The sequence below is a fragment of the Streptomyces sp. NPDC001407 genome (assembly GCF_042895325.1).
Taxonomy (GTDB): domain Bacteria; phylum Actinomycetota; class Actinomycetes; order Streptomycetales; family Streptomycetaceae; genus Streptomyces.
On the sequence record NZ_JBIAWF010000006.1, the window covers coordinates 76,101 to 87,742 of the forward strand.

The following is an 11,642-nucleotide window of genomic DNA, read 5'->3' on the forward strand; positions in this document are numbered from 1 at the left end:
TCGTGGTGCTGGCGGGAAGGCCAGAAGGGCTCGAGGTCGCTGCGACCCGTCGCGGTGTTCTGGAAGCTGGCCATGCGCCTATTGAAACATGCCGCGCGCCGGGAGAGCAGGGGTTACCGGGGGTTGTTGACGCGAGATGAACGCGCTTCGGGGCGGGGCCGGTGCGGGGCAGGCAGGGCGGAGGGGGAGGTTCCGGGCGATGTGTTGCGGGAAGTGGGGGCGGGGCGGACGGCCCCGGAGTCCCGGTGCGGGGCCGGAGTCGGGACGGGCCCCTGGAGCCCCGCTGTGGGCGGGGGCCCCGGGTACCCCGGGTACCCCGGGTACCCCGGGTACCCGTCCCTTCCGCGCTCGCCTCTCCCGCGCCGCGCGGGAGGGACCGGAGCAGGGACGGGTGAACCCCCGGAGCCCCGCGCGCCCGTCCCTTCGGCACCCGCCCCTCCCGCGCCGCGCGAACCGTTCGGCCCCGCGCCGCGCGAACCGCCCAGCCCGGGGCCATCAGCCCACGCGCCGGCGCCAGTCCAGCCCGGCGAGGGATATCGAGCGCTCCGGATCGCCGTCCCACGACACCGTCAGGCCCGCCTCCGTGAGGGCGTCCACCACATCCCGCCCCACCTCCGCCACGGCCTCCCGGTCCCCGGACGCGTGCGTTCCGTACGACAGCCACATCTCCTGTCCCTCCACCGCGGCCCTCGTGTCCTGGGAGTGGAAGAAGACGAATCCGTGGTCCCCCTCCGCCGCCTCCCCGCCGATCTCCGCGAAGCCGCACCGCGAGCAGCAGGTGAAGTGCATGCGGGCCGTGATCCCGGCCGAATCCAGCGCCGCGAAGGCCGCCTCGACCCGGTCGGCGTCCGTCACCTCCGGCCAGTCGGCCTGCTCGGCCAGCCGCTCGCGCCACAGCCTGCCGACGATCCGCCGCGCGGTGGCCACGGGAAGCGGCGTGGCGCCGTCCGCGTGGAAGTGGTCGGAGATCTCGTCCGCTATGTCTTCGGCCTCGTCGAAGCCGCACCGGATCAGCAGCCGGACCTGCCCCTCGGCCTCCTTGAGCAGCCGGGGCCCCAGCTCGGCCTCCAGCTCCGCCACGGGCACGTCCGCGAAGTCCGCCCCGAGACCGGAGCCGGGGTCCTCCTCACCCAGCTCGACCCGCTCCCAGGCGTAACCCTCCGACCAGCCCTCCGTGCCGCGCGCCCACGCCACGAAGACGGCCGCGACCTCGTCCGCGCTCGCCATCCGCACCCCGAAGTGCCGCTCCGCCGAGCCCTCGCGGTACTCCACCTCGTACGGCCCGGCGCCCTCGTGCCACGTCTGGAGATAGTGATCGCCCCCGCTCTCGTCGGCCGTGCGCTCGGCCACCACGAACCGGTCACCGTCCGCGCCCAGCCGGCCGATCAGGCGGCCCAGCTCCTCGGCGCCGATCCCCGAACGGACCTCGCCTGACTCGGTGTTCACGGTGATGGGCAGCATGGTTCCCCCTCGCTCCGGGGACCGCTCGCGATCAGCGGCCCGCTTGGAGGAATCCTGTCACCCGCCACTGACAGTCGGGCGACGGCGGGGTGCCGGGCGCCCGGCACCCCGCCGTCCGGCTCACTTGTTCCCGGCGATCAGCGGGTAGTGGTCCGACAGGTTGGTGTACGTGTAGCCCTTGCCCCAGCTGGAGACCGTCCACGGCGCGGACTGCTCCTTGACCACCGTGTTCTGCCAGTTACCCGGCCGAGCGTGGCCGTTGCGGTGCAGCACGTAGTCGAGATCCTCGCGGGCCTCGCCCGGATAACGGAAGGACGCGATCGAGTTCTCCTCGGTGTCGAAGGAGTACGGGTGGCCGGTGCGGGCCGCCGCGGGCGCCAGACCGGCGTTCGCGAGCATCGAGGCGTATTCCGGGCCGTGCGAGTCCACATTGAGATCCCCGGCGAGCATGACCTGCTCACCGGCCGGAATCTTCTTGGCGTCCAGGAAGGCGCCGATCTGCCGGAACTGCTTGGCGCGGTCCGCCACCGCCTCGCCCGCCTTGCAGCCGCTGTCGGTCGACTGGGTGTGCGTGCCAACGAGGTGCACCTTGGTGCCGTTCACGTCCAACACCACATAGGCGAAGCCCTTGTTGGACCACCAGTCCGAACCGCACGCGTCCTGGTAGATCACCTGCTCCTTGTGCACGATCGGCCATTTGCTGAGCACGGTGACGCCCCCGTCCTCCGGTGTGGTGGAGGAGTAATTCCCGCCCGTGGCGTCCCAGCCGTCCTTGCTCCGTCCGACGACCGGTGTCTGATACGGATATTGCGCCGCCGCGTTCACCTTCAGGGCGTCCGAGGCGCTGTTGTCGAATGCTTCCTGGAGAACCACGACATCATTGCCCTGGAAGAATCCGGCGGCGGGTATCGCCTTGGCCCGGTGGTCCTGTCCCCAGTTCGGATAGAGGTTCTTGCTCATCAGGAAGGTGTTGTACGTCAGCACCCTCAGCTCCGGGACGGCGCCGTCCGCCGGCGCTGCCTGGGCCGTTTGCGGCAGTGCCGCGGATATCGCCACAGCGGCGAGTGCTGTGGCGAGGATTCTCGCGGACTTCACGGGCTTGATGTGCGGCACTGCGTCTCCCTGGGGGGTGTGGGGGCGAAACAGACGAACCGTCAACATCAAATCAGGTGCGGTTACTTGGAGACAGCCTTGAGGTGAACGAATTACTTACGGTAATGGTCGAATGCGCTCAGGGTGGCGTGCCGGGGCCCGGCGGTCTTTCGGTGGCGGGGGTCAGGAGGTCGCCGACCTCCCCAGTGCCTCCCGTACCGCCTCCTCCGTACGACCCACCACCGCGGACCCGTCGTCCGCCGTGATGATCGGCCGCTGGATCAGCTTCGGGTGCCCCGCGAGCGCCGCGATCCAGCGGTCCCGCGACCCCGCGTCACGCGGCCAGTCCTTCACCCCGAGCTCCTTGGCCTCCGCTTCCTGCGTCCGCGTGATGTCCCACGGCTCCAGCCCGAGCCGGTCGAGCACGGCGCCGATCTCCTCGGCGCTCGGCACGTCCTCCAGATAGCGGCGGACGGTGTAATCGGCCCCTTCCGCATCGAGCAACGACAGCGCGCCACGGCACTTCGAACAGGCGGGATTGATCCAGATCTCCATGCCGGACACCGTACCGCGTGAGCGCTCAAGTGGCGTCTGACCTGGGCCGATTGTCAGTGCCCGGCAGTAAAATAGGAGGTGTTGAGCGAGGGCTCACACACGCGTCAGGAGGATGTCGATGGCCGTAGCCGCACCACCTCACCCGAACCTGCCCAGTCTCCCGACCCTGCCGAAGAAGCGCCTGCCCGCCGAGCAGCCCCGCGAGTGGTACGAGACGCACAACCGCCGCCTGAAGGCCATGCGCCTCGCGATCGCCCTGCTCCACTCGGGCGTCTACACCCCGGACCGAGCCGACAACCGCCGCATCCGCGTCGCCGCGACCCAAATAGGTGTCCACACCCCTTCGGACACGACGTGCGCGCTGGTGCGCGCGCTGATTGCCGGCTGAGGGGGGAACGCCGGTCCCCTGGCCTCCCCGAGGCGAGGGGACCGGTGGCGGCGTCACACGGCTACGAGACGCACCCGGTCGCCGCACAGTTTCGTCATGTCGTCGATGTCCGAGATGAGCATGGCGACCGGCCGCCGCTGCCGCAGCGCCAATTCGGCCACGACCGCGTCGGTGGCGTACTTGTGCCCGTGCAGCCCGGTGTTCAGCAACAGTTCGGAGGCGGCCTTGGCCTCCTCGTCCCCGATGTGTGCGATCCGCATCCCGGAGAGCGCCCACGCGAGTCTCGCTCTGTGCGTCCGGCGGTGCGTGGCCTCGATGACGGTGAGCGCGCTGATCACGACTTCCATGCCGCGCCTGCGGGCCTCGGCCACCAGCGCGACCACCGGCTCGTGGTCGTCGACGAATTTCGACAGGCCCGCGCAGTCCAGAACGAGCGTCCCTTCATGGCTCAGCCTGCGGCGGGCCACTCGCCCTCCTCGGTGAACACCTCGTCGAAGATCTGCCGAGCGCGTTCCTGCTCGTGCGCCGACACCGGACCTTTGCGGTGCTCGTAGTCGGCCAGATACTCGTCCAGGATCCGCCCCCGCAGCTCGCGCTCGACGGCCGCCGCGATGAAGGCGGAGAACTCGCGCTTGCCCACCCGCTGTTTGATGGCTTCGGCTGTGCCCTCCGGCAGCGACAGACTCACCCTGGTCGCGGGTCCCTCACCGATGTTGTACGGAGTCTCGGCCACGCATCGAGATTATCAAAGAAGTAGGAATCTGCTCGGCGTGCGCACGATCCGCGCCGGGCAGCACGAAGGCCGCCGTCCCCTGGAAGGAGACAGCGGCCCTCGCGCCTGACGGCAACGGCGATTTAGATGTCGAAGTACATCTCGAACTCGTGCGGGTGCGGCCGCAGCTGGATCGGGGCGATTTCCTGGGTGCGCTTGTAGTCGATCCAGGTCTCGATCAGGTCGGCGGTGAAGACGCCGCCCGCCTGGAGGTATTCGTTGTCGGCCTCGAGGGCCTCCAGGACCGCCGGGAGGGAGGTGGGGACCTGGGGGACGCCCGCGTGCTCGTCGGGGGCGAGCTCGTAGAGGTCCTTGTCGATCGGCTCGGCCGGCTCGATCTTGTTCTTGACGCCGTCGAGGCCGGCCAGGAGGAGGGCCGAGAAGGCGAGGTAGGGGTTCGAGGACGGGTCCGGGGCGCGGAACTCGACGCGCTTGGCCTTCGGGTTGGAGCCCGTGATCGGGATGCGCATCGCGGCGGAGCGGTTGCGCTGCGAGTAGACCAGGTTGACCGGGGCCTCGAAGCCGGGGACCAGGCGGTGGTAGGAGTTCACCGTCGGGTTGGTGAAGGCCAGCAGCGACGGGGCGTGCTTGAGGATGCCGCCGATGTAGTAGCGGGCGGTGTCCGAGAGGCCCGCGTAGCCCTGCTCGTCGTAGAAGAGCGGCTCGCCGCCGCTCCACAGCGACTGGTGGACGTGCATGCCCGAGCCGTTGTCACCGAAGATCGGCTTCGGCATGAAGGTCGCGGTCTTGCCGTTGCGCCAGGCGACGTTCTTCACGATGTACTTGAAGAGCATCAGGTCGTCGGCCGCGGCGAGCAGCGTGTTGAACTTGTAGTTGATCTCCGCCTGGCCGGCCGTGCCGACCTCGTGGTGCTGGCGCTCGACCTGGAGGCCGGACGCCTCCAGCTCCAGGGAGATCTCGGCGCGCAGGTCGGCGAAGTGGTCGACCGGCGGGGCCGGGAAGTAGCCGCCCTTGTAGCGGACCTTGTAGCCGCGGTTGTCGTTCTCCGCACCGGTGTTCCAGGCGCCGGCCTCGGAGTCGATGTGGTAGAAGGACTGGTTCGCGCTGGTCTCGAAGCGGACGCTGTCGAAGACGTAGAACTCCGCCTCCGGACCGAAGTACGCCGTGTCCGCGATGCCGGTGGAGGCGAGGTACGCCTCGGCCTTCTTGGCGATGTTGCGCGGGTCGCGGCTGTACTGCTCGCCGGTGATCGGGTCGTGGATGAAGAAGTTGATGTTGAGCGTCTTGTCCCGGCGGAAGGGGTCGACGCGCGCCGTCGACAGGTCCGCGCGGAGCGCCATGTCGGACTCGTGGATGGCCTGGAACCCGCGGATCGAGGAGCCGTCGAAGGCGAGCTCCTCGGCCGGGTCGAACGCCGCCGCCGGGATCGTGAAGTGCTGCATCACGCCAGGCAGGTCGCAGAAGCGGACATCGACGAACTTGACGTCCTCGTCCTTGATGAACTTCTTGGCGTCGTCGCCGTTCTGGAACATCCAACTCCTCCTAGCCCGGCCGCGAGCGGTCGGGGTTGCTTCGGTGGCGCGGCCCATATGCGGGTGTGGTGCACGTTCATATGCGGGTCCATATGCAGCGCCGCGCTGAGGCCGACCCTAGAGAGACGGGATTTCCCAAGCATGACCCATTTGTTTCGCCGAGGTTAACCGGAACGCGCCTCGAAGCGTGGTCGAAACGGCGAATACCGGACCCGGACGGAAGTGAACGTATGCGGTCGCAGTACCGTTGTCGGGTGGACAACAGGCAAGCAATGGGCTCATGGCTCTCCGGACCGCGCGCGGCCGCCGAGGAGATGGGCATCGACTTCGGGTACCGCGGCGAGCGCCTCGGACTGCCGGAGAGCGGGCCGGGCTCGATCGCACGGCCCGGCCGCCGTCTCGCGGCGATCTTCATCGACTGGGCGCTGTGCATGCTCGTCGCCTACGCCTTCCTGGCGGGCGGCAAGGCCCAGCAGTCGGGCAACTGGGCGCTGCTGATCTTCTTCGTACTCAGTGTGCTCACCGTCGGTACGATCGGCTGCACCCCGGGCAAGCGGCTGCTCGGGCTGCGCGTCATCAGCGAGAACGGCGGCCGGCTCACGCTCCCGCGGGTCCTGCTGCGCAGCGTGCTCCTGGCGATCGGCATCCCGGCGCTCATCTGGGACCGCGACGGCCGCGGCCTGCACGACCGGCTCGCCCGCGCCGTCCAGGTCCGCATCTGAGCGAACAGCGAGCTCTGAGCGAGCGGGGCGCGAGGGCGAAGAAGGCGAAGAAGACAGAGAGGCGGGGCGGAACCGAGAGGTTCCGCCCCGCCTTCGTCGCTGTGATCCGGGGTGCGTACGGGCCTCAGCGGCCCTTCGGCATCCGCGTGCCCTTCGGCATCGGCCCCTTCGGGATGGGCATGTTGCTGAGCAGGTCGCCGAGCGCCCGCAGGCGGTCGTTGACGACCGTCACCTGGGCGCCGGGCAGGACGCGGGGCAGCTTGAGCAGCGTCGTGCGCAGCTTCTTGATGGGCACCTGGCCCTCGCCGTCGCCCACCACGATGTCGTGCACCGGGACGTCCGCCACGATGCGCGCCATGCGCTTCTTCTCGGCCGCCAGCAGGCCCTTGACCCGGTTGGGGTTGCCCTCGCCGACGAGCACGATGCCCGCCTTGCCCACCGCGCGGTGCACGACGTCCTGATTGCGGTTCATCGCGACCGCGGGCGTCGTGGTCCAGCCACGGCCGACGTTCTCCAGGACCGCGGCAGCGGCGCCCGGCTGGCCTTCGAGCTGCCCGAAGGCAGCGTGCTCGGCGCGGCGTCCGAAGACGATCGCCATCGCGAGGAAGGCCAGCAGGAAGCCCAGGATGCCCAGGTAGACCGGGTGGCCGATCCAGAAGCCGATGGCGAGGAGCACACCGAAGGTGACGATGCCCACAGCCGCGACGACAAGACCGACCTTCGAGTCGACCTTCTTGGTCATCTTGTAGGTCAGGGCGATCTGCTTCAGTCGCCCGGGGTTCTCGGATGTTTCCTTCCTCGCCATAAGGCGAAGTTTACGTGGCCTGCGGACCTGGGGCGGCCACGGCCTCCAGCAGGTGCTGCGCCTCGCGCCGGGCCTTGGCCCGACGGCGGTCCTCCAGCACCGCGGTCCAGGCGTTCCGGCGGGCGGTGCGCTGACCGCCGCGCATCAGCAGCCCCTCCAGAGCGCGCAGGGCCCCCGTGACGGACGGGGGCCGCACGGAGAGGGTGGCGGGCAGTGCGGAGGGCGGAACGGAAGAGGCGCGTACCGGCGCGGCCTGCATGTCATGGTCCCCTCGGAGAGCGGAATGGGATGACTGAGCAGCGGGGGGCTGGCGGTGCGGGTGCGGGAGCACTGCTGCGGTGCGTGCCCCCATCGTCACTGAACGGTGTTACCAATGGATGACCAGTTGGTCAAACACCTATGAAACGTTGACGCGGCCGATACCGTGCCCACTTTCGGGTGGGGGGTACCGGCCGCGTCGGGGTACTTGCGGGCGGGTCGTTCAGACCGCCTGCGCGGAGGCGGCCGCGCGCCGCTCCATCGCCTGCTGGAAGAGCCGGCCCGCGCGGTAGGAGGAGCGGACCAGCGGCCCGGACATCACGCCGGAGTAGCCGATGGCGTCGGCCTCGTCCTTGAGCTCCACGAACTCCTGCGGCTTCACCCAGCGCTCGACGGGGTGGTGGCGCGGGGTGGGGCGCAGGTACTGCGTGATGGTGATCAGCTCGCAGCCCGCCTCGTACAGGTCGCGCAGCGCCTCGCTGACCTCCTCGCGGGTCTCGCCCATGCCCAGGATCAGATTGGACTTGGTGACCAGACCGGCCTCGCGCGCCTTGGTGATGACCTCGAGGGAGCGCTCGTAGCGGAAGCCGGGGCGGATGCGCTTGAAGATGCGCGGCACCGTCTCGACGTTGTGGGCGAGCACCTCGGGGCGGGCGGAGAAGACCTCGGCCAGCTGCGCGGGCACCGCGTTGAAGTCGGGGATCAGCAGCTCGACCTTGGTGTGGCCGCCCTCGCGCTCCGCCGTCATCGCGTGGATCTGCCGGACCGTCTCCGCGTAGAGCCAGGCGCCGCCGTCCTCCAGGTCGTCGCGCGCGACGCCGGTGATGGTGGCGTAGTTCAGGTCCATCGTGACCACGGACTCGCCCACGCGGCGCGGCTCGTCGAGGTCCAGTGCCTGCGGCTTGCCCGTGTCGATCTGGCAGAAGTCACAGCGCCGGGTGCACTGGTCGCCACCGATGAGGAAGGTCGCCTCGCGGTCCTCCCAGCATTCGTAGATGTTCGGACAGCCGGCCTCCTGGCACACGGTGTGCAGGCCCTCGCTCTTCACGAGGTTCTGCATCTGGGTGTACTCGGGGCCCATCTTCGCCCGGGTCTTGATCCACTCGGGCTTGCGCTCGATGGGGGTCTGGGCGTTCCGGACCTCCAAGCGCAGCATCTTGCGTCCGTCGGGTGCGACAGCGGACACGTCCGGCTCCCTATGGCTTCGATTCTTCGGCGGACACCAGGGTACGCCCGTTAATTCGTACGTGTTTACGCGTATGGGGGCGCGTGCGCGTTACGGGTGGGACAACCCGTGGCCGGTGGGGGCCATTCCCCCGGGCCGCCGGGGTGTCCCGGGGTAACGGCTAGACCGCCCGTGGCAGGGGCTCCGCCGACTCCAGGACCTCTCGCAGCCGCTTCTCCACCACGGGCACCACCTCGGTCACGGGCACCCGGCGTCCCAGCTCGTTGGAGAGCGAGGTCACTCCCGCGTCCCGGATGCCGCAGGGCACGATCCGGTCGAACCAGGTGTTGTCGGGGTCACAGTTCAGCGCGAAGCCGTGCATGGTCACGCCCTTGGCGATGCGGATGCCGATCGCCGCGAGCTTGCGGTCCTCGCCGCGCTGACCGGCGTTCGAGGGGGCGTACTCCGGGCCGTTGAGCCGCGGGTCGAACTCCTCGTCCGCGAGCCGCGGGTCGAAGTCCAGCTTCAGCCCGCCGGTCGCCGGGGCGCCCTCCCGCGCGTCGCCCAGCACCCATACGCCGCTGCGGCCCTCGACCCGGGTCGTCTCCAGGCCGAAGTCCGCGCAGGCGCGGATGAGCGCCTCCTCCAGGCGGCGCACGTGCGCGATGACGTCCACCGGGCGCGGCAGCTTCAGGATCGGATAGCCGACGAGCTGGCCCGGGCCGTGCCAGGTGATCTTCCCGCCCCGGTCGACGTCGACGACGGGGGTGCCGTCCAGGGGGCGCTCGCTGTCCTCCGTGCGCCGTCCCGCGGTGTAGACCGCCGGGTGCTCCAACAGCAGACAGGTGTCCGGGACCTCGTCCGCGAACCTGGCCGCGTGCACCCGCCGCTGCTCCTGCCACGCCTCCTGATACTCGACGGCGTCCGCCCCGAAGCCCAGGTGGACAAAGCGCAGCTCACTCACGGCAGCTCCTCTTCGAACCTTTTCGAACCTTGCAGTGCACCGTGGGTGCCGCCCGCGCGTCTCTCGCCGTCTCACGCGATTCCGCACGCTGTCACTCACGCCCTTGCCACTGTACGGCGGGCCGCCGGCAGGGCCGCAGGCGGCCGGTCGGCCCCGCCCCGGCCCCGTGCGCGCCGGGGGCGCCTTCCATGCGTATTTGATCTGTCCTCACACGATCGGATGAATGCGGGGCGAAGGCGGCGATCGGGGCGTTGCGCGGCCGCTAAGTTCGCGCCGTTCCACAACGCGATCAGGGAGACCGGCAGGCTGATGACGGAACGACCCCCGCAGCGCATCCCCAACCGCCAGCTCGCCGCGTTGATCGCGGAGGCCGGCTTCTCCAACGCAGGGCTGGCTCGGCGCGTCGATCAGTTAGGGCTTGAGCACGGCCTCGACCTCCGCTACGACAAGACCTCGGTCACCCGGTGGCTGCGCGGCCAGCAGCCGCGCGGCACCACACCGGCGCTGATCGCCGAGGTCTTCACCCGGCGGCTCGGCCGGCGGCTGTCCGCACAGGATCTCGGACTGGACGCGTGCGCGCCGGTGTACGCCGGGCTGGAATTCGCCGCTTCGCCGGAAGAGGCCATTGACATCGTCAGCGGCCTGTGGCGGAAGGACTCCGGCAGCCACACCGAGCTCCGGAAGATCGCCTTCACCCCGGCGGGGCTCGTGGTGCCGAGCCGGGACTGGCTGATCGGCCGGGCCGACGAGCGGGTCGCCCGCGGCGCGGCCCCCGTGCCCGTCACGGACGGCGCCGCCCGGGTGCCCGCGCAGGCCCGCGGGCTGCCGCCGCGCCAGCGGCACGCCGAGCGCGGCCCCGGCGGCCGGGTCTCGATGGGCGACATCGCCGCGCTGCGGTCGGTGGGCGAGCTCTTCCGGACGCTCGACCACGCCTATGGCGGCGGGCACGCCCGGCAGGCCCTGGTGCGCTATCTGGAGCACGAGGCCGAGCCGATGCTCCGCGGTACCTACGGCGAGGCGGCCGGGCGGCGGCTCTTCGGCGCCGTCGCCGACCTCACCCGGCTCGCCGGGTGGACGTCGTACGACATCGCCGCCCACGGCCTGGCGCAGCGCTATTTCGTGCAGGCGCTGCGGCTCGCCCAGGCGGCGGGGGACCGGCCCTACGGCAGCTATGTGCTGGTGACCATGAGCAGACAGGCGGTCTATCTCGGGCACGGCCGGGAGGCGGTGCAGCTGGCCCGGGTCGCCCAGCAGGGCGTGGGCTCGGGCGCGCCGTCCGTGGTGCAGTCGCTGCTGCACGCGGTCGAGGCCCGTGGGCACGGTGTGCTCGGCGAGGTACGGGCCTGCTCGGCGTCGCTCGCACGGGCGGAACGGGCGCTGGAGAGCGCGCGCCCCGGCGACGAAGTGCCGTACTGGGCACGCTTCTTCGACGAGGCGCAGCTGGCGGACGAGTTCGGGCACTGCCACCGCGACCTCCAGCAGTACCGGGCCGCGGCGCAGCACGCGGAGCGGTCCCTGCAACTGCGCAGCGCGGCGTACGCCCGCAGCCGCCTCTTCTGCCGCGTGGTGCTGGCCACGGCGCGGCTGGGGCTGGGCGAGCTGGAGCAGGCGTGCACGCTGGGCGCGGAGGCGGCGGCGCAGGCGGCCGAGATGCGGTCGGTTCGGGCGCTGGAGTATGTGCGGGATTTCGAGCGGCGGTTGGAGCCTTATCGCGACGCGGCGGCGGTTCGGGCTTACCGGGAGAAGGTGGCTCTGCTCTAGCGCTGCCGCGCGCGGGCAGGTGTGGGGTCCGGGGATGTCCCCGGGCCCCTCGCGTTTTCCGGGGCTGCGCCCCGGAGCCCCGCGTTATTCCCGGGGCTTCGCCCGGGCCCGTTGCGCCTACCGGGGAGGGGCGTGAGGCCGGTTCGCGGCTGCCGGTTGGCTGCGGCTGGTCGCGCAGTTCCCCGCGCCCCTGATGGGGCGCGCCC

General features: G+C 70.5%; 13 protein-coding genes. 3 read left to right on the forward strand and 10 right to left on the reverse strand.

Annotated elements, in window-relative coordinates; genetic code table 11:
• Positions 1 to 495: 495 nt before the first annotated feature.
• The 3 genes from ACFY1P_RS11315 to ACFY1P_RS11325 all read right to left on the reverse strand — a co-directional run bounded on the left by ACFY1P_RS11315 (position 496) and on the right by ACFY1P_RS11325 (position 3,108).
• Positions 496 to 1,461 carry a DUF6891 domain-containing protein gene (locus ACFY1P_RS11315; protein WP_390750507.1) on the reverse strand — a complete coding sequence of 322 codons (966 nt, stop codon included), beginning with the start codon at positions 1,459 to 1,461 and terminating at the stop codon, positions 496 to 498.
• A gap of 120 nt (positions 1,462 to 1,581) precedes the next feature.
• Complete coding sequence (sph, locus tag ACFY1P_RS11320) at positions 1,582 to 2,574, reverse strand: sphingomyelin phosphodiesterase (protein WP_390750508.1); 993 nt, start codon at positions 2,572 to 2,574, stop codon at positions 1,582 to 1,584.
• 162 nt (positions 2,575 to 2,736) lie between these two features.
• Positions 2,737 to 3,108 carry an arsenate reductase family protein gene (locus ACFY1P_RS11325; RefSeq protein ID WP_390750509.1) on the reverse strand — a complete coding sequence of 124 codons (372 nt, stop codon included), beginning with the start codon at positions 3,106 to 3,108 and terminating at the stop codon, positions 2,737 to 2,739.
• A gap of 118 nt (positions 3,109 to 3,226) precedes the next feature.
• On the opposite strand from ACFY1P_RS11325, the gene ACFY1P_RS11330 reads away from it, so the two are divergent.
• Positions 3,227 to 3,496 (forward strand): hypothetical protein, encoded by a 270-nt coding sequence (locus ACFY1P_RS11330; protein ID WP_361521635.1) that lies wholly within the window; start codon positions 3,227 to 3,229, stop codon positions 3,494 to 3,496.
• A 53-nt stretch (positions 3,497 to 3,549) separates the two neighbouring features.
• Here ACFY1P_RS11330 and ACFY1P_RS11335 read toward each other — a convergent pair whose 3' ends face one another.
• From ACFY1P_RS11335 to glnA, 3 genes are all read right to left on the reverse strand, one after another.
• Positions 3,550 to 3,963, reverse strand: a complete 414-nt coding sequence (locus ACFY1P_RS11335; protein ID WP_390750510.1) for a DNA-binding protein — start codon at positions 3,961 to 3,963, stop codon at positions 3,550 to 3,552.
• Positions 3,945 to 4,229, reverse strand: a complete 285-nt coding sequence (locus ACFY1P_RS11340; protein ID WP_361521640.1) for a hypothetical protein — start codon at positions 4,227 to 4,229, stop codon at positions 3,945 to 3,947. Before ACFY1P_RS11340 ends, ACFY1P_RS11335 begins: the two co-directional genes overlap by 19 nt.
• Positions 4,230 to 4,351: 122 nt before the next feature.
• On the reverse strand, positions 4,352 to 5,761 hold the full coding sequence (gene glnA / locus ACFY1P_RS11345; protein WP_361521654.1) for a type I glutamate--ammonia ligase: 1,410 nt from the start codon (positions 5,759 to 5,761) through the stop codon (positions 4,352 to 4,354).
• A gap of 254 nt (positions 5,762 to 6,015) precedes the next feature.
• Here glnA and ACFY1P_RS11350 point away from each other — a divergent pair, with 254 nt between their 5' ends.
• Positions 6,016 to 6,483: an RDD family protein gene (locus ACFY1P_RS11350; RefSeq protein WP_361521657.1), complete on the forward strand. Its 468-nt coding sequence runs from the start codon at positions 6,016 to 6,018 to the stop codon at positions 6,481 to 6,483.
• 124 nt (positions 6,484 to 6,607) lie between these two features.
• On the opposite strand, the gene ACFY1P_RS11355 is transcribed toward ACFY1P_RS11350, so the two are convergent.
• The 4 genes from ACFY1P_RS11355 to lipB all read right to left on the reverse strand — a co-directional run bounded on the left by ACFY1P_RS11355 (position 6,608) and on the right by lipB (position 9,675).
• Positions 6,608 to 7,288 (reverse strand): DUF4191 domain-containing protein, encoded by a 681-nt coding sequence (locus ACFY1P_RS11355; RefSeq protein WP_116211338.1) that lies wholly within the window; start codon positions 7,286 to 7,288, stop codon positions 6,608 to 6,610.
• Positions 7,289 to 7,298: 10 nt separating this feature from the next.
• Positions 7,299 to 7,547, reverse strand: coding sequence for a hypothetical protein (locus ACFY1P_RS11360; protein WP_361521661.1), 249 nt, complete (start codon positions 7,545 to 7,547; stop codon positions 7,299 to 7,301).
• A 222-nt stretch (positions 7,548 to 7,769) separates the two neighbouring features.
• Positions 7,770 to 8,732 (reverse strand): lipoyl synthase, encoded by a 963-nt coding sequence (gene lipA / locus ACFY1P_RS11365; RefSeq protein WP_361521663.1) that lies wholly within the window; start codon positions 8,730 to 8,732, stop codon positions 7,770 to 7,772.
• A 160-nt stretch (positions 8,733 to 8,892) separates the two neighbouring features.
• A complete protein-coding gene (gene lipB, locus ACFY1P_RS11370) occupies positions 8,893 to 9,675 on the reverse strand; it encodes a lipoyl(octanoyl) transferase LipB (RefSeq protein WP_361521666.1) in 783 nt (260 codons plus the stop codon).
• A gap of 309 nt (positions 9,676 to 9,984) precedes the next feature.
• Here lipB and ACFY1P_RS11375 point away from each other — a divergent pair, with 309 nt between their 5' ends.
• Positions 9,985 to 11,436 carry a regulator gene (locus ACFY1P_RS11375; protein ID WP_361521669.1) on the forward strand — a complete coding sequence of 484 codons (1,452 nt, stop codon included), beginning with the start codon at positions 9,985 to 9,987 and terminating at the stop codon, positions 11,434 to 11,436.
• Positions 11,437 to 11,642: the final 206 nt, after the last annotated feature.